This window comes from Flavobacterium azizsancarii, from assembly GCF_027980145.1.
Classification (GTDB): domain Bacteria; phylum Bacteroidota; class Bacteroidia; order Flavobacteriales; family Flavobacteriaceae; genus Flavobacterium; species Flavobacterium azizsancarii.
In genome coordinates this window covers 23,684-44,636 of record NZ_JAMZNK010000002.1, presented here as the reverse complement: position 1 = coordinate 44,636, position 20,953 = coordinate 23,684, and the positions used below count along the sequence as shown (strand labels likewise).

The window sequence follows — 20,953 nt, the reverse complement described above, 5'->3', positions numbered from 1 at the left end:
ATGACGCACTAGACGTTTACAAACTGTGGACTAAAAACTAATTGCTTTATAACTCACTTTATATTCAATATTAGGTTTTACAATCAATTGATATTTATTTTTAGCTAATGCTGTAATTATTCCTGAATTTGTTTTAGGCTTAGCTGAACTTTCAAAAATCAATTTCCCTTCGCCTTCAGCCGCTTTTACTGTGATTTCTTTGGTACTGCAATACAATTCTACTTCTCCGTTTTGCGTTGGTACTTTTCCCTGTATCCATTTTAAACCTCCTAAATTAGGTTTGATTTCGTATTCTGAATATCCTGGTAAAGTTGGTTTTACGCCCAAATAATATTTCCCTAACAAATAAATTGGGCTTGCTCCCCAAGCGTGGCAAAGGCTTTTACCGTAAGGGCGTCCGTACATGGTTAAATGTTCTGCTCCTTTTTTGTTTGGGTTATACTCTTCCCAGAAAGATGTTGCGCCCTCTTTTAGCATTCCGCCCCAATAATCTTTCATTTCTTTTAATACGTAATCCTGTTCGCCCATAGCACACAAAGCTTCTAACTCGTAAAAACGCATGTATGGCGTTGTGATTTTAAGAATATCATTATTGAGCAGTACCTTATTTTTTATACTTTGTTTTTGCTCTTCATTAAAGTAATTGAAAAAAATACCGAACATATTAGCGTATCTCGTTACAATATCTTCTACTTTGCCGTTTATACGCTGATGCTTCATAACGTTTTGTTTTTTATCCCAAAACACATCAAATAATTTTGTCTTTAAATCATCAGCTAATTTTTTATACTCTTTTTGGTCTTCCTTTTCACCTGCAATTTCAGCACTAACCGCCATCGCTTCTAAACTTCTTGCTAAAAGCATTTGCTCAAAACTAACCTCGCCTGTTTTTGGTAATCCGTCTGCCCAATCAATAAAAACCCAATCGCCTTCTAGTGGTTCCAGGAATCCGCTTGTGTTTCTTCTTTTTAAACAGAATTCCATAAGTGACTTCATTCGCGGATAAAAAGTTGTGATAAATTTTGTATCGCCTGTGTGTAAGTAATAATCGTAAACACCCACAAACCAATAGAGCGAATAATCCATTATGATATTAACGTGAGCCGTCACAGGTTCTTTTCCACGAAGCGCTAACATCGTTCGTTCTACAGAAGCCGAATCAAAGAATAAATAATAATTCATTAAATAACTTTGATATGCGTCGCCAGACCAAATCCAACGGTCGCGTTTAATTCCGTCTATAAAAAATTCGCGGGACGTTAGATGCATTGTGTAAGCGGACACATCCCAAATTTGATTCAATAATTGGTCTGAAGATCTGAATGCACCACGATAGTCTAATGGCAAATATTCATAAAGCATCGAAATAGAATCATATTTTACCGTTGCATCTGCTTGAACCTGAACGTAGCGGAACGCTTTGGATCCATTATGTGTGTATGTTGCAGGCTGATTTCCATCAAAAGATAAATGATCTAAGGTTTCGCATCTTGCAGAATCTAGCGCTTCTTCACGAGATTCACCATAATAAAGTGCTACTTTACCTTTTCCCTTTAAACCATGAATTTTAATGTAACCAAAAGTTTCTTTACCGAAATCTACTAATTGACCAGTCCCTATTTTTTCTGCTTTTTTAGCATTCATAGGCTTGGTAGTCAGTTTAAATCCTGAAGGTTTATTCTCTGGTGCATCAAAATTCCAGGAACCAACAGGCACCCATGGTGTACCGGATTGTTGTGCTTTTCCTGTTTCATCAATCCAAAGTTTATCTTCGTTGGTCACTTTCCAGGAGGCGTCAGATTTAACATATTTACCATCGATATAAATTGTCGGCAATACTTCCTGATTATAAACTTTGAAGGAAATTTTGTGTTTTCCGGCGGGAATAGTTATTGATTTTGGCTGCCCATAAACCTGAATACCATCTAAAAGTAATTGGAAAGGTCCTTCTGAATAAATTTTTACTTCGTCTGGTGTTGGAATATCTACTTCTGTTTGAAAAGTTACCAGCGCATAAGGACTATAATATTGCCAAAGCGGCGGAAATACCGCTTCGCGTTCTGTACGTTTTACCTGCATTTTATTGCTTAACCAAACTTCAAAATCTCCTGGATACCAGATCCATGTCGCTTCTTTTGATTTTTCCTGCGCAAACAGAAAAACCGAAGGACAAAAAATAAGACAAACAAGCAAAAATCTGGAAATTGAAAATTGGTTCTGCATATAACAATAATTTAAGGCTAAAGATAAACGTTATTTTTACATTTCATACCCTGCACTGTCCTGTTTACGCGGAATAATTAACCTTTTTTATACCATGACCGTAATTTTAGTCCCTTTTTTTTATTTAATTCTTTAAATTTTATTTGATTTTTTTTCAAATAGATAATGGGTTGTGAGATTTATCACTCAGGCTTCTTAAAAACTATCATAAAAAAAAATGCTTCAGGGATTCTGAAGCACTTTTTTTATTATTCTTTAAAGTTGATCTGAGTTTAATATCCATTAAAAATATAAATAATCAATACTTTGTGATCTTTTCAATCTTAGTATTTGCCATGATGATAATTATATCTTTTTCATGTCGAACTGTTACAGATCGCCCGTATTCGAAACCGATATCTTTTAATTGTCGTTTTCCTGATCGCTTTATTTAAGTTTTTACTTTCATTAAAGAAAATATAGTAAAAATTTTATTAAAAACAATAACTAAATATATTAAAATTATAATTTTACAGCACTTTTGAATAATTTTATTATACTTTTCATTATATTTAAAATACATCATATTTGCATAAAAAAGCAATAAATCAACATTATGTCGAAACTTAAGTTAAATAAAATAAAAGTTGTTTTAGTTGAAAACAATAGAAGTAATAAGGAATTAGCTAAACATTTAGGTAAAACTGTATCCACTGTTTCTCGCTGGTGTACTAATGAATATCAGCCTTCTATTGAAACACTTTATGAAATTTCTAAATTTTTGAAAGTTGATGTTCGAGAGTTGTTGGTTTCTACTCTACCAAAATAAAATATAAAAAATCTTTTTAACCAGTACAACAATCGCAATATTGTCATTTAGACAAAAGGGAGAAATCACACAAGAAACTCCGCATAGAAATTAGTCAATCTTTATCGAAAATTGAATGCGATTTACTTCGTCTGTTCGCTATCGCTCGAGTCTCCCTTTGGTCGAAATGACAAATAGTACGCAAAAAAACAAAAAAAGACTGCCTTTTTGAGACAGTCTTTCGTTTTTATTAGAAGTTTGTTTTTATATAGTTTCAATTCCCATTAAAAACAAAATACAAAGCCAAAATAGTTAATCCCAACAAACCAAACAACAGCTTAACTTTCATACTAGTTTTAGGAATATCAACTTCAACTGAAAAATTGGTTTCAGGGCTTTTATCTAATAATGAAATTATAACTGCTGCGACTAATAATACGGCAAAAATGTAAAATGAAATCAATAAAAAGTGTGGCCAAATTGCATATTTATCGGCAGGAAATATCCATAGATATAAAACTCCCACAAATAAACTAAATGCAGAACCCCAGGATAATGTAACGTTTACAGCTTTTTTTGTAGTTGGTTTCCAAAAAATACTTAACAGAAAAACGACAGATAATGAAGGTGCTAAAAAGCCCAAAACCGCTTGAAATATATTGAATAAATTTTGTCCTTTTATATTATCGATTGCAATGGCAATCAGAATTGCAAACAAACATCCGGCTGCAATGGTGATTCTTCCAATCTTAATCTGTTCTTTTATAGTAGCTGTCGGGTTGATTTTCTTGACATAAATATCATTCGTAAAAACGGTACTTAACGCATTTAGCGACGAACCAATTGTTCCTACCAAAACGGCAATCATCACACAAATAACCAAACCGTTCATTCCGCTTGGGAACAGATTTGTGACCATTGTCATATAAGCCAAATCAGAGTTTTTGCCTAATTCAGGATATAAGGCGTAACAAAGGATTCCCGGTAAAATAAACAAAGGCAACGCCATAACTTTTAGCCAGCCAATGAAATTTACTCCCAATTGTCCCTGTTCCAGATTTTTGGCTCCTAAAACACTCTGCACCATTGATTGATCTGTACAAAAGAAAGCCACAGCAGCAACAGGATATCCTAATAAAATGGCGGGCCATGGATAATGCGCATCGTTTGCCGGCTGTACTAAATTCCAGAAATTAGAAGGTGTTTTTGCAATTAAAACATCAATTCCTCCCAATTTTTGTAAACCTAAATAAGATAAGGTTAATGAAACGACAATCAATAAAATCATCTGAAAAACATTGACTTTCGCAATGGCTTTTAATCCTCCGGCAAAAGTAAAAATTCCTGAAAAAATTACTAAAACTGTCACACTTTGCCACATTGGGATTCCAAGAATCTGACGTACTAAAACACCTCCGCTGAATAATCCTAATGATAACCAACTTACCAAAATTTTGACTAAAGCATACCAAGCTAAGATATTTTGTGTGCTGTCTCCATAGCGTTTTCCCATATATTCCGGCATTGTACTTACTTTGCTCGCAATATAACGCGGTGCAAAAACCATTGCCAAAAGCAGTAAAAAAACAAAGGCGTACCACTCAAAATTTCCTGCTACAATTCCGGTTGCGTAACCAATACTCGCAAACGCCAATAACGAAGACGGACCAACATTTGTTCCCCACATATTGAACCCAATGCTGTACCAGTTTAATGAATTTCCAGCCAGAAAAAGGGTTTCGTTTTTCTTGCTTTGCTTGACGCTAACAACCCAGCCAATAATTAATAAAGCTACCAGATAAACGGCAACAATTATAAAATCGAGCGTTGTTAATTTATCGTAGATGCTGTTCATAGCCCGTATTCATTAAGAACGTCAGCTAATTTTACTGGCAATCCGGTTTGTAGTGATTTATCCATCGCTTGTAGTAAAGCTACGGTTCCTATGCCTTCTTCCATATCCGGATACGCCGTAAATTTGAGCTCGATGCTGTCTACAAAATATTCCAGATAATTTTGATATTCTCCTGCGTGATGGCTTTGCCCTTCAAAACGGAAATAATGTTTTAAGGTTGAATCTCCCCACGTAATTACTTTTTCTTCGCCGGTTTTGTCTGTAACAGCATAACGCAATTCATGGTAATCTGCCTGACTTGCGCCTTCAGTTGCTCTTAAAATCGTACTCATTCCGCTATCACGTTGCGCAGGTTGTGTTGGCGAAGTATACACACCACTTACTCTGGCAATTCTTCCGTCTGTGGCTTTAAATATAAAATGCATCGTATCTTCATTTTTCAAACCCGCAGCACTTCCGTTACTGCTGATCATTCCATAACCCATTACTTCTTCGATATTAGGTAAATACCATCTGATAAAATCTACTGGATGACTTAAACCACCGTACAGCCATCTGAAAGACTGCAACAACGACCATTCTTTCTCTAAAAACCATCTGTGATCAGCGTGATACTGCGCTTCGATAGTAATTAAATCTCCTATTAATCCTTCTTCATAATCTTTTCGCTGTCTTTTTGCAGGTTCAAAAAATCTTGAACTCTGACCTATAAAAACCTTTTTACCTGTTTTTTTACTGAGTTCTAAAAGTGCTGCAGCATCAGAAAGATCATCAATAAAAGGTTTGGTACAAACTACATGTTTCCCGTGTAATAAAGCTTGTTTTATATGTTCAGCATGCAAATGATCAGGTGTATAAATGGCGATGATATCAATGGAATCATCTTTTAGTAAATCATCATAATTGGTTGTGTAGGAATGGAAATCAAATTCCCTTGCTCTCTTTTTACACAATTCTTCGTTTCTGTCGCATACTTTTACGAGTTCTAATTTTGAACTTCCTAAAGCTGCAGACATGGTGCTTCGGCCTTCTCCGAGTCCTAAAATGGCTATTTTTAACATTGGTTTTTTGGTTTTCTATAGTTTGTAAAGTATACTGACAGGTTTTTAAAACCTGTTAGGTATCATCATTTTTTTTTCACAGATTAAAAAGATTCAAATGATTTTAATCTGTCTAATCTTTTTATCCCGATAGCTATCGGAAGTAGCTTACTTTCTTATTGGCTAAACATACCTAACAGGTTTTGGAAACCTGTTAGGATAAATAATGTGTTATTATTTCGATTCTACTTTATTTAGAAAGATCCAGGTTTCGTCTGGTTTTGCTCCTTCGATTCCGGTTTGGTATTTTTTCATTAAAGTATTCCATTCGTCAACACGCGGATTATTTTGGGTTGTTTTTGGATTCAGTTTATCCAAATTTTCTCCTTTAGGAATACTGATAATTAGCATGAGTTGTTTTTCGTTTTTGAAAACCTGCAATTGCTGGAAATCGGCATTACAGAAACCTTTTGCGATTTCAGGCCATTTTTCGAATTGCGTCGTATGATAATCAACATACTCCTTTTGCATTTTTGAATCATCGACCAAATTGGCTGTCAAAACAATATTCTCCCATTCTGATGCCGGTTTTGAATCTTTGCATCTGTCAAAATTTTGGAAATCATAAATCGGATTTTCATAGATTTTAATTTGAATAGATGGAAAAGCCAAAGCCAACTTTCGTTTGGTTCTTTCGGGCTGATTCATCTTGCCATAAATCACCAAATGATTTTTCCATTGGTACAACGATTCGCCTACAATTCGAAATCCTTTTATAGTTGATTTTATTTTTTCGATATCAAAATCAGATCCTGTTAATTCTATCGCAACTGATTTTGGCAATTCTTGTAATCCCCAGCTTTCATCAATAAAAACCTCTTTTGTTAAATCCGTATAGGGTGCTCTGATTCCGGCGGCATCTTTGATTTTAGTAATTACATAAGGATTATTATCCTGCCAAATATTGCCTTCAGGACCGTTATTGTTTTTTAGGATTTTCTCCGTTGCAATCCAATTATTTTTGATCGTAAATCCCTGACTTCCTTCATCAGTATACAAATACAACCATAAAAACGGATCATGAGAATAAGGACTGTTGTAAACTTTATCGATATAATTCTCTTCGATTCTGCTGTTTGGTTGTGATGAAAGGGTATAAATGCCCGAAACATCATGGAGATGTTTGGCGTAATGATGAATTTTATTTCCAAGGATTTTATTGTTTTTCATCACATTTGCCGTGTGTGTCCAACCCCAGCCCATTGCAATTCCGGAGTAGGATACATCTGAAATTTCGTTGTGTTCAATCGTAATATTGCGAACAAAACCAGCGCTGATTCCCAGCGTTCCCCAATCTTCAGTGGTAACGTTTGTAATCAAATTATCCGCAATTAATTCATCAGAGCAAATTTCTCTTTCGTCTTTTACATTCAATGGTAAATGGGCTTCAAAAGCTTCTTCAGAAAATACTCCAACGTTTATAGCGCTTCCGCCAATGTCTTTGAATAAATTTCCTTTTACGATATTATGATTTGTACCTTTATTTAAATCTAATCCTGTTGAGGCCAAATGCTCAAAACGACAGGATTCAAACTGAATATTATTAGCATAATTTACTTCTACCGCCGCTCTTGGTCTTCCTACCCACGCCTGATTTTCTAAACTGGCCTGATTGGGAGTTCCCGGAATTTTTAATTTATAAGCATCAAGCAAATACAAACCAGATTGCAACGGAACGTGACCTTGCTGCGAAGGACGAAGCCAATTGCTGTATTGAAACGATATTCCTTTAAATCTAAAATCGTGTACCGGAGCATCGATAGTTCCTTTTACTTCTAGTAAATTTTCTAAAACAGGAATCGTTACTTTAGCCGAATTCATATTTTCTCCGGCTCTTGGGATATAATAGACTTTGGCATTTTTCTTATCCAAATACCATTCTCCGGCTTCATTCAGCATCGAAATTCCGTTGTTTAAAAAGAAAGCTGAATTTCCGTTGTTTTTCGAAATCCATGGTGCTGGCCACGGATGTTCGCTTTGAATACGGCTTTCCGGCTGTTCAAACGAAAGTCTTGCGCTGTCTTTTTGAACTTCGATATTTTTGATTCGAAGATTGGCAACAGACCACCATTGTGTGATAAACATTTCCATTCCCGCTTCAAACTTAACAGACTTGTCTTTAAACGGAATCCAACACGTTTGCGATTCATGATCCCAGGACAAAATACGGTCCATAGTGTTTCCGGAAGTGCTCTTAGCCCTGACTGCTTTTTTATCATTTACCCATAACTGACGGTAATTAATAATTTCACCTGCAATTTTAGGCGCATCGGCGACCCAGACATTGGCTTTTTTTATGCCGTTTATTGTTGTGGCTTTTTTCCAGTTTTTAATTTCAAATCCACCACTTATTATTGGTTTTGCATTTAGATCTGCTACAATTGTTGTTGGACTTTCCGGAGTTCCTGAATCTTCAGGTCTTACAAACAATGGTTCGTTTAAATAATACGTACCGTTCATTACGATAATCTGAATCCCGCCTTTTATAGATGGATCATTTAATCGGCGTAGTTCTCTGGCTTTTCGCATTGCCATTTGTACCGTTGCCACAGGATTTGCTTTTGTGCCTGCATTGGTATCTTTTCCGTTTGGAGCAACCCAAATCTCAGCAGCGTTGACTGAAAAGACGGTACAGAAAATAAAAAAAACAATGAAAATTTTACGAAAGGAATTTGAATGCATTATTTTGAATTTTTAAACTTTTTTTGGTATTAAAATTATTGGGGAAATAATTTAAAGTAATAAAAACTTTACATCAGTAGATATTTTAACATTTACCTTAAATATATGGCACAATTTAAAAGAACATAAAAATATAAGTATCCTGTACACTCCTGCTATTATTGAAATTAAGACAGTGAAAAGATATTTTCTTAACTTTTACTATTTCTTTTGTGGCAATCTTTCGATTAAAGAGAATATTTAGAATAATTTTTTATAGATTTGTGTAATCGATTACATTTAAGTTTTATGATTAATAGTATTCCATTTTTTCTATATCAATAAAAAAACAAAGGTCATTAAACAGATTTAGCAAATAAACGCTTTCGACTCAGATTTAAATTTTAACCATAATACATTATCAATGAAAACTAACCCAATTAACTTTTTACGTATTGCTTTGGCAATTATGATTGCAAGTTGTTCGCAGAACATTGTCTCCCAGAATTCGCAATCTTACGACACTTACAAGAACATTGAGTTTAAAATGGCAAAGGTCAAAGAACCTGTAATTCCAAAAAACAGTGTAAACATAAAAGACTTTGGCGCTGTAAATGGCGGGTATGTTTTAAACACAAAGGCTTTCGCAGATGCTATAGACGCGGTTTCAAAAAAAGGCGGTGGAAAGGTAATTATCCCTCCGGGAATCTGGCTTACTGGCCCTATTATTTTAAAAAGCAATCTCGAATTGCACGCTGAAACCGGAGCACTGATCAAATTTTCTCCTGATAAGAGTTTGTATCCCATTATCGAAACGAGTTTTGAAGGGCTTAATACATGGCGTTGCATCTCTCCTATTTATGGCAAAAACCTTGAAAACATTGCTTTTACCGGCAATGGTGTCTGGGATGGTTCAGGTGAAGTTTGGAGACAGGTTAAAAAGAGTAAATTAACTGAGGGGCAATGGAAAAAATTTGTTGCTTCAGGCGGCGTTCTTAATAAAGACAAAACGAGCTGGTATCCTTCAGAAGTTTTTATGAATGCTTCTAAAGGTGCGGATCAAAATGTACGTCCTGACTTAAAAACGAAAGAGGATTTTGAAAAAATTCATGACTTTTTGCGTCCGGTACTGGTAAGTATTCAAAACAGTAAAAGAGTTTTATTTGACGGACCTGTGTTTCAGAATTCTCCAGCATGGAACATTCACCCTTTAATGGTTGAAGATTTGATTGTGCGCAATATAACGGTTCGTAATCCTTGGTATTCTCAAAATGGAGATGGCCTTGATGTAGAATCGTGCAAAAATGTGATCATCGAAAATTCTAGTTTTGATGTGGGTGACGATGCGATTTGTATTAAATCAGGAAAAGATAAAGATGGACGTGATCGTGGTGTTCCTTGCGAGAATATCATCATAAAAAACAATATCGTATATCACGGACACGGAGGTGTAACCGTAGGAAGCGAAATGTCCGGTGGTGTAAAAAACATGCATGTTTCAAACTGCACTTTTATGGGAACTGATGTTGGATTACGTTTTAAAAGTAACCGCGGACGTGGCGGTGTGGTTGAAAACATTTATATCTCAGATATTTTTATGACTGATATTCCTTCTCAGGCGATTTCTTTCAACCTTTATTACGGAGGAAAATCAATAGCAGAAACATTAGAAGAAGGTGGAGATAAAATCATCAATAAAGCAATGCCTGTGAATGTTGAAACGCCACAATTTAAAAACATTTCGATCAAAAATGTAACGATTAAAGGTGCTCAGCAAGCAGTATTTTTACAAGGTTTGCCTGAAATGAATTTAGAGAATATCGAAATCTCGAACTTAATCGCTACGGCAGAAAAAGGTTTTTCGATTATTGATGCTAACGGAATCAAAATCACTAATGCAAAGCTGGATATCGCAGACAGTACTATTTTCGAAATTTACAATGCTAAAAATTTGTCTTTGAAAAATGTGGAATTCAATTCGACATCAGCAAAAGCAATTTCCATTAATGGAGAAGCTTCTCAGAATATTGAATTTACTTCATCAACTAATTTTAATTTTGCAAAGAAAACTACTATTGGGGAGACTGTTCCTAAAGGGGCTGTGAAGTTTTAATTATAGAGTATAGAGTATAGAGTATAGAGTATAGAGTATAGAGTATAGAGTATAGAGTATAGAGTATAGAGTATAGAGTATAGAGTATAGAGTATAGAGTATAGAGTATAGAGTAATAAAAAAGCAGGCTTTCCGATGGAAAGCCTGCTTTTTTATTGAATTTCTTTTTGATTTCGAAATAAAAATCTTCGTACGTACCTCGACAATCGATCTAGATCTTTGCGGAATTTCTTGTGTGATTTCTCATTCTTCGAAATGACAAACTTTATGGTCATTTACTGCTATTTTATTCGCAATCTTGTCATCCTGAGGAACGAAGGATCACGCTCGTGAATCGACAACGTATTTTATAATCCTTTGTGGAGTTTCCTGCGGAGATTTCTCTTTCGCAGAGGTGACAAGATTATGATATACAACATCAAACCTGACAGGTTTTAAAAACCTGTCGCGTTTCTTTGTGTAAAATCAGGATGAAATATTGTGCGGTTATTTATAACTTATAAAAAGAACTCGCATTCTCAAACCAAATCTTATTCTGATCTTCTGTAGAAAGTTGTGACATATAATCTTCTAAGGTTTGTACTACTTCAGAATAATCGGAGGCGACATTCAAAACTGGCCAATCTGATCCGAACATTAATTTATTGGCAGTGAAATTTTCGAAAATAACATCTAGATACGGTTTTAGATCAGATGGTTTCCAGGAGTTCCAATGAGCTTCTGTGACCATTCCTGAGATTTTACAGCTTACATTTTCGTATTTTACAATTTCCTCAATTCCTTTCTTCCATGATGCAATATCACCTGATTTTATATCCGGTTTTGCGATATGATCGATTACAAAAGGCTGATCGGGAAAATGTTTTACCAAATTTATTGCAGCGGATAATTGACGATGAAAAATTAAAATATCGTAGGTATAATTGAACATTTTTAAAGCTGAAATTCCGTTACGAAAATCTTCTCTAAACATAAAATCATCGGCTTCGCCCTGAACAACATGACGAAATCCTTTTATGTTTTTAAAAGAAGAAAAATAATTTAGTCGTTCTTCGATATTTGAAGCTCTTAAATCAACCCAACCCACGATTCCTTTTATAAAATCATTTTTTGAAGCTAAATCTAAAAGAAACTCAGTTTCCTCTTCAGACTGACTGGCATGAACGGCTACGCAACCTGAAAATTGATTTTGTTGCAATAAAGGCAAAAGATCTTCAGGCAAAAAATCTCTTTGGATCTTTTGCATCGAATCGTCAATCCAGCTGTCTCTTACGGGATCAAATTTCCAAAAATGCTGATGTGAATCAATTCGGTTTCCCATCTTATACTAATTTACATCGCTAATTAGTGCACGATCTAAATGAACGTAGCCACCATCAACAAAAACAAATTGTCCTGTAGTATGCGACGAACGATCTGAAATGATAAAAAGTGCTGTATCTGCAATTTCTTCTGTCTTGGTCATTCGGCTTTCAAACGGAATACTTTTGTTGATTTTATTCAAAACAGTTTCGCCATCCGGAAGTGTTTTCAACCAATCATCATAAGCCGGCGTAAAACTTTCTGCTATAATAATGGCATTCGAACGAATTCCAAATTCGATCAAATCGACTGCCCATTCTCTGGTTAATCCTAAAACTCCACCTTTGGCAGCAGCGTAACCAGAAGTTCCGCCCTGTCCTGTTAAAGCTACTTTTGAACCAATATTTAAGATATTTCCTCTCGATTCTTTTAGGTATGGAAGCGCATATTTTGTCAATAAAAAATAACTCACCACATTCAGTTTCAACGAATTCATGAAATCATCATAACTCGAATCTAAACCAGCTCCGTCATTCACGCCCACGTTATTGATAACAACATCAATTCTACCGTATTTTGCAACGATTTTTTTAACAGCATTTTCCATTTCAACAGGATCGGTAACATCTGTTTTGACGAATAATGAATCTATATTTCTTTTTTGAAGTTCTTCGGCATAACCAAAACCTCTGTCATTTCTATCAACAAGTACCGGAATTGCACCTTCATCTGCCAATCTCTTGATAATCGTTTCTCCTATACTTCCTTCTTTGCCCGCCGAACCGGACACGACAACAATTTTACCTTTTAAATTTAAATCCATTTTTTGCGGTTATTTGAGGTTTATCAGTAGTTATAAATTTTAAAACACATAGAAACATAGCTTTCATAGTCTAGAAAAGTCGTTTCCTTCAAATAAATCTCATAGATTTCGCCAGGTGAAAAAAGCTCGATTTTCTAAAAAATATCTTAACTAATAATTTTAAAATCTATATCTCTATGTGTTTAAATAATATCCGTAAAGAATTAATCTATTTCTATTAATGCTTTAATGACATTATTTTTCGTGTCAATTAATTGTCCAAAATTTTCAATCATATCACTAAAACTGGTTCTATGAGTAATGTACTTTTTAGGATCTATTTTGCCATTTTTAAGACATTCCATTACATATTCAAAATCCTGAATCGTTGCATTTCTGCTGCTCATCAAAGTCGATTCTCTTTTATGAAAATCAGGATGACTGAACGTTAATTCGCCTTTTTGAAGTCCAACCAAAACAAATCTTCCACCATGCGAAATGTAATTGAAAGCATCATTCATGACATTCCTGTTTCCTGTGGCATCAATAACCACATTGGCCATATCGCCATTGGTAATTTCGGCCAGTTTTGCAGTAACATTTTCGTTTAACGGATTTATCGTTGCATCGGCATTTAGTTCATTTTTACAAAAACCCAATCGGTATTCGTTGATATCCATTACGATCACTTTTGCTCCTGCAATTTTAGCAAACTGAATCAATCCAATTCCAATTGGTCCCGCGCCCATTACCAAAACAGTATCATTGTGTCCTACGGCCGCTCTTCGAACTCCGTGTGCCGCAATTGCCAAGGGTTCAACCAAAGCCAACTGATCGTAATCTAATCCCTGACCGTGCAATAAATACTGCTCCGGAATTGTCACATATTCGGCCATTCCGCCATCAATATGTACTCCAAATACTTTAATGTTGACACAACAATTGGTTAAGCCATTTCTGCAAGCCACACATTTCCCACAATTGAAATATGGGATAAAAGTAACTTTATCACCTGGTTCAAAACCTTTGGCATTTCCTTTAATGTATTCTGCAGCCAGTTCATGACCTAAAATTCTTGGATATTCAAAATAAGGCTGGGTTCCGCCAAAAGCATGAATATCAGTTCCGCAAATCCCTATTCTTTTTATTTTTAATAATACTTCGCCTTCTTTTGGTTCGGGTATTTCTTTCTCTTTTAATTTGAATTCCTGTGGTTTCTCACATACAATAAATTTCATCTTCAATTTTGTTTTTAGATTACTTTTTGTATGCCACAGCAGTTTGTTTACTACTTCCCAATCCTTCGATTCCAAGCTCGACAACATCACCCGGTTTAAGGTAAACAGGATCCGGTTTAATTCCTAATCCAACTCCCGGAGGCGTTCCTGTACTGATGATATCGCCGGGAAGCAAGGTCATAAACTGGCTTAAATAATGTAATAAATAAGGGATTTTGAAAACCAGATTTAACGTGTTACTATCCTGAAACTTTTTACCGTTTACGCTCAGCCACATCGACAAATTATCGACATCTTTTACTTCGTCTTTTGTTGCCAAAAAGGGTCCAAGAGGCGCAAATGTATCACAGCCTTTTCCTTTAGCCCATTGTCCGCCACGCTCAATCTGAAATTCTCTTTCGCTATAATCATTCAACACAGCATATCCGGCAACATAGTCAAGAGCATCAGCTTCTTCGACATAACTTGCTTTTTTACCTACAACAAATGCTAACTCTACTTCCCAATCTGTTTTTACACTATTTTTAGGAATAATAACATCATCATCAGGACCGCATAAAGAAGTGGTTGATTTAAAAAAGATGATAGGTTCTGTTGGAATTGGTGCGCCGGTTTCTACGCAGTGATCTACATAATTTAAACCAATACATATTATTTTTGATGGTCTTGCCACCGGAGATCCTAAACGTACATTCGCATCCACTTCTGGTAAAGTTGGATTGCTGTCTAATGCTTTTTGTAATTTTTCTAAACCGTTTTCTTCAAAAAAACTTTCGTTAAAGTCTGAAACAATCGACGAAACATCATATCTTTTTTCACCAATTAAAACTCCAGGTTTTTCTTTTCCGATTTCTCCAAAACGTATTAATTTCATATTTTTTTTTTTTTAGCCGCTAAGGCACAAAGTCGTTAAGTTTCTGAGTTTTTTTAGAGTCTTAGAGACTTAGCATCTAGCTGCTTTGTTAATTATTTATTTTAAAGTTGTTAACTTGCTGTCTGGTTATTTATGAACTAATCTACTAAAAATAAAAACCTTAGCAACTTAGCATCTCAGAACCTTAGCACCTTACCTAGTTATTTAATTTAATAAATCCTCCGTCGATTGGGTAATCGCTTCCTGTTATAAATCCTGCTTCGTCACTGCATAAATACAAAGCCAAAGCGGCAATTTCGTCCGGTTTTCCCATACGTCCAATAGGCTGTGATTGCGATAATTTTTCGAACATTTCGGCTTCTTTTCCAGCGTAGTTTTTCGAGATAAAACCATCTACAAATGGCGTATGAACCCTTGCAGGCGAAATAGAATTGCAACGAATATTATCTTTGATATAATCTTTTGCAACAGATAAAGTCATGGCCATAACAGCGCCTTTAGCGGTAGAATAAGCAAATCGATCCGGAATACCCACCCACGCGGCAATTGATGCCATATTGATAATAACTCCGCCTTTTGAAAGCCTGAATTGTGGAATAGCTGCGAACAAACAATTGTAAACTCCTTTTACATTGACCTCCATCACACGATCAAAATCAGCTTCTGATGTTGTGTCAACTTTACCAACATGAGCAATTCCGGCATTATTGATCAGAATATGAATATTGCCAATGGCTTCAAATGTTGCCAGAACTTCTTTTTGACTCGCCACATTACAAGCATGCGAAAAAATATTACCACCTAAATTCCTGATGTCATCAACTGCTTCCTGAGCACTTTCGATCGTGAGATCTATGATATGTACTTCTGCTCCTTGTTTAGCAAAAAGGGTTGCTATGGCTCTGCCAATTCCGCTACCTCCTCCTGTTACTACAGCTTTTTTATTTTGTAATGAAAACATGTTTTATTCGTATTAAGTCCTTATTTATATCGATATAGTGTTCTAAAATTAATAAATGTAAAAAACACAATTACAAATGTAATTTTTAATCTCAATATTCTGATAAATATTTTCTTTAATTCCTCAAAAAATGATCATAGTCTAAGATATTATAACATTTTTTATCTGATTTGTAAAAAAATAAGGCAACAGATTCACATACTGCAAAAAACGACTGTTAATAAATGCATCATTCATTGCGCAATTCAATCTTATTTCTATTTTTGTAATTGTATTTTTTACATTTATTATTCTTCAATCAAAATCATCACCATTAAATTATAACAAAATGACGATACTAAAAGGGATAACCTGGAATCACACGAGAGGTTTATTACCAATGGTTGCTACAGCACAACGTTTTACAGAACTACATCCGAATATTGAAATTACGTGGAAGAAAAGAAGTCTACAAGAATTTGCTGATGCTTCGATTGAAGATTTGGCAAAAAGATTCGACTTATTGGTTATCGATCATCCCTGGACAGGTTTTGGAGCGCACACAAACGCTATCCTACCTCTCTCCGATCACCTTTCTGCTGACTATATAAAAGATCAGGAACTTAATACCGTCGGACGTTCTTACGGAAGTTATGTTTTTGGCCATAAATTATGGGCTTTACCTATTGATGCAGCGACTCCGGTTGCAGCTGCCCGTCTGGATATTCTTGAAAAACAAGGTCTAAAAGTACCACAGACTTATGATGATGTATTGGCTTTGGCAAAAAAAGGATTGGTCGCTTTCGCAGGAATTCCGGTTGATGTTTTAATGAGTTTTTATATGTATTGCTGTAGTTTGGGTGAAGCTCCGTTTCAGTCTGATGAAAAAGTAATCTCAGTAGAAATAGGAAAAAAGGCTTTGCAGATGTTTCGTGAATTAGCACAATTAATCGATCCGGCGAATTTTAACAGAAATCCAATTCAGGTTTACGAAGCTATGGTCAATTCTGATGAGATTGCGTACTGCCCTTTTGCTTACGGATATTCGAATTATTCGAGAACGGGTTACAGCAAAAATTTACTTCATTTTTATGATTTGGTTCGTTTGAATAATAACCCGATGATTAGTTCGCTGGGCGGAACCGGTTTAGCCGTTTCTTCTTTTAGCAAACATATTCCGGAAGCAATTGCCTATGCTGAATTTACCGGATCGTCGTACGTTCAACAAAACATATTTGCTGATAATGGCGGACAACCGGGACATTTACAAGCCTGGAAAAGTGACCGAATTAATGCTGTAACGCATGATTATTTCAAGAATACTTTACCTGCTTTAGAACGTGCTTTTTTACGCCCAAGATATTCCGGACATATGTATTTTCAAGATCATGCAGGCGATGTCGTTCGTGATTATCTGATGAATGGCGGAGATGAAGAATTGGTTTTAGAAGTCATGAATTCGCTTTATACAAAATCTTTAAACCTGCAAACAACATGAGACCACTTGAAGGATTAGTTGTATTGGAATTCTGCCAGTTTTTGGCAGGGCCTTCAGCGGGATTAAAATTGGCCGATTTAGGTGCAAGAGTCATCAAAATCGAACGTCCTGTAAAAGGCGAAGCTTGCAGACAATTAAGTATCAAAGATCTTTTTGTTGATGATAGCAGTTTGTTATTTCATACCATTAACCGAAATAAAGAATCTTTTGCAGCAGATCTTAAAAACCCTGAAGATTTAACTTTAATCAAAAAACTGATCGCCCAGGCTGATATTATGACACATAATTTCAGACCTGGCGTGATGGAGAAAATTGGATTGGACTTTACTGAAACATTAGCAATCAACCCAAAAATAATTTACGGAACTATAACGGGTTATGGGAATATTGGTCCGTGGGCAAAAAAACCGGGACAAGATTTATTATTGCAATCCTTATCCGGATTGAGTTGGTTAAGCGGTCGAAAAAGTCAGGAACCTGTTCCGTTTGGTTTGGCTGTAGCAGATTTGATGTGCGGTAATCATTTTGTACAGGGAATTTTGGCAGCATTACTTAAAAGAGCCAAAACCGGAAAAGGGGTTTTGGTCGAAGTAAGTTTGTTAGAATCGGTTTTGGATGTACAGTTTGAAGCCATTACTTCTTTCATGAATGATGGCGGACAATTACCGGAAAGAGGCGATATCAAAGGAAGTGCACATGCATTTCTCAGTGCTCCTTATGGTGTCTATCAAACTCAGGACGGTTTTCTTTCTTTGGCCATGGGCGATTTGCTTTTTATTGGAAATGCGTTAGGATTAGACTTAAATAAGTACGCAGACAAACCACATTGGTTTACACATAGGGATGAAATCAGAACTTTATTAAGTGAAAAATTAGCCACTCAAACAGCTGATTATTGGCTGAAAGTACTTCAAAAAGAAGGAATCTGGTGCGGAAAAGTATTCAATTATGAAGAACTCGACAGTCAGCCTTTTGTAAAGGAATTGAAATTGAAACAAACCGTAAAAAATTCAGATGGAGAAACTATGGTCACAACAAGAAGTCCAATTCAGCTTGACGGAAAAATTTTAGTAAGCTCAAAAGCAGCTCCAAAAGTTGGAGAAGACAATTTAAAAATACACGAACAATTTTTACACAACGCATGAAACCATTAGAAGATTATTTAATAGTAGATTTTAGCCAGTTTCTATCTGGTCCTTCTGCAAGTTTGCGGTTGGCTGATCTGGGTGCACGCGTGATAAAAATTGAAAAACCGGGAACAGGCGATATTTGCAGAACCTTATACACATCAGACTTGATCATGAACGGTGAATCTTCTGTTTTTCATACCATTAACAGGAACAAAGAGTCGTTTACCATTGATTTCAAAGAACCTGAGGAACTTGAAAAATTAAAAAAACTATTGGCTAAAGCCGATGTCGTGATGCATAATTTCAGACCCGGAGTTATGGAACGCATTGGTTTAAGTTATGACGATGTTAAAGCGATAAATCCGAATGTAATTTATGCCTCAATTTCAGGTTTTGGCGATCATCCGGATTTAAAAGATTTACCAGGACAGGATTTGCTATTACAATCCTTAACGGCTTTAACGTGGCTAAGCGGCAATCAGGATGATGGTCCCGTACCAATGGGTTTATCGATTGTCGATATGTTGGCAGGTGCACATTTGGCTCAGGGAATTTTGGCGGCTTTGTATAGAAAAGCAACTCATACTATTGGCGCTTCGGTTCAGGTCAGCATGTTAGAATCGGCTTTTGATTTTCAGTTTGAAACGATTACTACTTATTTTAATGATGGCGGTGAATTACCTGTTCGAACTAAAACGAATAATGCTCACGCTTATTTAGGCGCACCTTATGGAATTTACAAAACCAATAATGGCTTTCTGGCATTGGCAATGGGATCTATTCCGGTTCTCGCTTCACTTTTAAAATGCGATGCGCTTTTGGCATTTCCTGAAAATAAATTCACTTTAAGAGATGAAATAAAAAATATTCTCGCAACACATTTACAAACTCAGGATACTAATTTTTGGTTGAATATTTTAGAACCAGCAGATATTTGGTGTGCCGGAGTTTTAAATTATCAGGAGCTTTTTGCAGAAGAAGGATTTAAGGTTTTAGACTTTACGCAAAAAGTAACAATGCTCGACGGTTATTCGTATGAAACGACAAGATGTCCTATTAAAATTGACGGAGAGTATTTAGTTTCAGGCAAAGGTTCTCCAAAATTAGGACAGGATAACGAACAAATTATTAAAGAATTTATAGCAATATAATGGAGAAAATAAGAATCGCTGTCCGCAAATTTGATCCTTTCGAAAGTACGCTGCAAAAACTATGGGATTTGTTTTGCATCAAAAATAATGTTCAGATTGAAGCTGAAATGATTCCACTGGAATTGCATGATATTTATGAAGAAACCATTACAAATCAAGGTCTGAAAAACGGAAAATGGGATATTGCGCACCTGAATACTGATTGGATTTTTGATGCTGCCAATGAAAAAGCGGTTCTGGATTTAACTTCCTCTATCAATCACAACCCACCTCAGGATTATCCTGAAGGCTGGTCGCAATCTTTATTGAATTTACAGCAAGTTAATAACGGAATTTACGGTTTACCATTTCATGACGGTCCTGAATGTTTGATTTTTAGAAAAGATCTATTCGAAAATAATATTGAGAAAGAAAACTTCAAAAAGCAATTGGGTTATGAATTAAATCCACCCAAAACATGGCAACAATTTGTAGAAATAGCCACGTTTTTTAACCGTCCCGAACAAAATCTGTACGGCTGTATTTTTGCCAATTATCCAGACGGTCACAATATGGTTTTTGATTTCTGCCTGCAGTTGTGGACTCGTGGCGAATCTTTATTAAACGATCAAAATCAAATTAACATCAATAATCCGGTGGCAATTGAAGCTTTAGATTTTTATCGAAAAATTGTAAACAATAAAAATGCCGTTCATCCCAAGTCGAAAGAATTTGGCTCGGTTGAAGCAGGAATGGCTTTCGCCGAAGGGCAAGCCGCAATGGCCATCAACTGGTTTGGATTTGCTTCGATGTGTGAAGTGATCGATGAATCGAAAGTAAAAGGCAAAGTTGATATTACGGAATTACCTTCTGACCTTAACCATAAAACGGCTTCTTTGAATGTGTATTGGTTGTATACCATTGGTTCCGGAAGTAAACATCAAAAACTGGCTTACGACTTTTTGAGATTTGCTACTTCACCGGAAAGTGATAAACTATTGACTATAGAAGGCGGAATTGGCTGTAGAAAATCAACATGGAATGACCCTGAAATCAACAATATCATTCCGTTTTATCATAAGCTTGAGATGTTACATGAAAATGCTTTGACTTTACCTCAAACCCCTATTTGGCCTAAAGTAACCGGGTTAATAGATCAAATGGTTTTGAAAGCGATTGAAAGTGATATTTCCTCAGAAAAACTATTAGAAGAAACTCAGCATATGATTGAAAAATTAACGCATTGAATACGTTGCTACAACTTTGACAAAGGTTAACAAGGATGCTAAAATCTTAGCAA

General features: G+C 35.7%; 15 protein-coding genes. 6 read left to right on the top strand and 9 right to left on the bottom strand.

All coding sequences use genetic code 11. The features are described from left to right. Positions 1 to 30: 30 nt before the first annotated feature. Positions 31 to 2,223: an alpha-L-rhamnosidase-related protein gene (locus tag NJT12_RS01450; RefSeq protein WP_271334151.1), complete on the bottom strand. Its 2,193-nt coding sequence runs from the start codon at positions 2,221 to 2,223 to the stop codon at positions 31 to 33. Positions 2,224 to 2,818: 595 nt separating this feature from the next. Here NJT12_RS01450 and NJT12_RS01445 point away from each other — a divergent pair. Continuing rightward, entirely contained in the window at positions 2,819 to 3,031 is a 213-nt protein-coding gene (locus NJT12_RS01445) for a helix-turn-helix transcriptional regulator (protein WP_271334150.1), read from the top strand. Positions 3,032 to 3,284: 253 nt separating this feature from the next. Here NJT12_RS01445 and NJT12_RS01440 read toward each other — a convergent pair whose 3' ends face one another. The 3 genes from NJT12_RS01440 to NJT12_RS01430 all read right to left on the bottom strand — a co-directional run bounded on the left by NJT12_RS01440 (position 3,285) and on the right by NJT12_RS01430 (position 8,647). Then, positions 3,285 to 4,865 carry a sodium:solute symporter gene (locus NJT12_RS01440; RefSeq protein ID WP_271334149.1) on the bottom strand — a complete coding sequence of 527 codons (1,581 nt, stop codon included), beginning with the start codon at positions 4,863 to 4,865 and terminating at the stop codon, positions 3,285 to 3,287. After that, positions 4,862 to 5,926 (bottom strand): Gfo/Idh/MocA family protein, encoded by a 1,065-nt coding sequence (locus NJT12_RS01435; protein WP_271334148.1) that lies wholly within the window; start codon positions 5,924 to 5,926, stop codon positions 4,862 to 4,864. Before NJT12_RS01435 ends, NJT12_RS01440 begins: the two co-directional genes overlap by 4 nt. Positions 5,927 to 6,139: 213 nt before the next feature. Then, complete coding sequence (locus tag NJT12_RS01430; RefSeq protein ID WP_271334147.1) at positions 6,140 to 8,647, bottom strand: right-handed parallel beta-helix repeat-containing protein; 2,508 nt, start codon at positions 8,645 to 8,647, stop codon at positions 6,140 to 6,142. A gap of 403 nt (positions 8,648 to 9,050) precedes the next feature. Here NJT12_RS01430 and NJT12_RS01425 point away from each other — a divergent pair, with 403 nt between their 5' ends. Then, positions 9,051 to 10,739 carry a glycoside hydrolase family 28 protein gene (locus tag NJT12_RS01425; protein ID WP_271334146.1) on the top strand — a complete coding sequence of 563 codons (1,689 nt, stop codon included), beginning with the start codon at positions 9,051 to 9,053 and terminating at the stop codon, positions 10,737 to 10,739. A gap of 490 nt (positions 10,740 to 11,229) precedes the next feature. On the opposite strand, the gene NJT12_RS01420 is transcribed toward NJT12_RS01425, so the two are convergent. The 5 genes from NJT12_RS01420 to NJT12_RS01400 all read right to left on the bottom strand — a co-directional run bounded on the left by NJT12_RS01420 (position 11,230) and on the right by NJT12_RS01400 (position 15,916). After that, positions 11,230 to 12,060, bottom strand: a complete 831-nt coding sequence (locus NJT12_RS01420; protein WP_271334145.1) for an amidohydrolase family protein — start codon at positions 12,058 to 12,060, stop codon at positions 11,230 to 11,232. Between the two features lie 6 nt (positions 12,061 to 12,066). Then, complete coding sequence (locus NJT12_RS01415; protein ID WP_271334144.1) at positions 12,067 to 12,864, bottom strand: SDR family oxidoreductase; 798 nt, start codon at positions 12,862 to 12,864, stop codon at positions 12,067 to 12,069. A 203-nt stretch (positions 12,865 to 13,067) separates the two neighbouring features. Then, complete coding sequence (locus tag NJT12_RS01410) at positions 13,068 to 14,081, bottom strand: zinc-binding alcohol dehydrogenase family protein (protein ID WP_271334143.1); 1,014 nt, start codon at positions 14,079 to 14,081, stop codon at positions 13,068 to 13,070. 19 nt (positions 14,082 to 14,100) lie between these two features. After that, a complete protein-coding gene (locus tag NJT12_RS01405; RefSeq protein ID WP_271334142.1) occupies positions 14,101 to 14,955 on the bottom strand; it encodes a fumarylacetoacetate hydrolase family protein in 855 nt (284 codons plus the stop codon). Positions 14,956 to 15,151: 196 nt separating this feature from the next. Beyond that, positions 15,152 to 15,916 carry an SDR family NAD(P)-dependent oxidoreductase gene (locus NJT12_RS01400; protein WP_271334141.1) on the bottom strand — a complete coding sequence of 255 codons (765 nt, stop codon included), beginning with the start codon at positions 15,914 to 15,916 and terminating at the stop codon, positions 15,152 to 15,154. A gap of 328 nt (positions 15,917 to 16,244) precedes the next feature. Between NJT12_RS01400 and NJT12_RS01395 the strand changes: the two genes are divergently transcribed. The 4 genes from NJT12_RS01395 to NJT12_RS01380 are packed head-to-tail and all read left to right on the top strand — an operon-like array spanning position 16,245 to position 20,900. Next, positions 16,245 to 17,393, top strand: a complete 1,149-nt coding sequence (locus tag NJT12_RS01395; RefSeq protein ID WP_271334140.1) for an ABC transporter substrate-binding protein — start codon at positions 16,245 to 16,247, stop codon at positions 17,391 to 17,393. Next, on the top strand, positions 17,390 to 18,538 hold the full coding sequence (locus NJT12_RS01390) for a CaiB/BaiF CoA transferase family protein (protein ID WP_271334139.1): 1,149 nt from the start codon (positions 17,390 to 17,392) through the stop codon (positions 18,536 to 18,538). Before NJT12_RS01395 ends, NJT12_RS01390 begins: the two co-directional genes overlap by 4 nt. Then, positions 18,535 to 19,674, top strand: a complete 1,140-nt coding sequence (locus tag NJT12_RS01385) for a CaiB/BaiF CoA transferase family protein (RefSeq protein WP_271334138.1) — start codon at positions 18,535 to 18,537, stop codon at positions 19,672 to 19,674. Before NJT12_RS01390 ends, NJT12_RS01385 begins: the two co-directional genes overlap by 4 nt. Continuing rightward, positions 19,674 to 20,900 carry an extracellular solute-binding protein gene (locus NJT12_RS01380; RefSeq protein ID WP_271334137.1) on the top strand — a complete coding sequence of 409 codons (1,227 nt, stop codon included), beginning with the start codon at positions 19,674 to 19,676 and terminating at the stop codon, positions 20,898 to 20,900. The genes NJT12_RS01385 and NJT12_RS01380 overlap by 1 nt, the downstream gene beginning before the upstream one ends. Positions 20,901 to 20,953 lie beyond the last annotated feature (53 nt).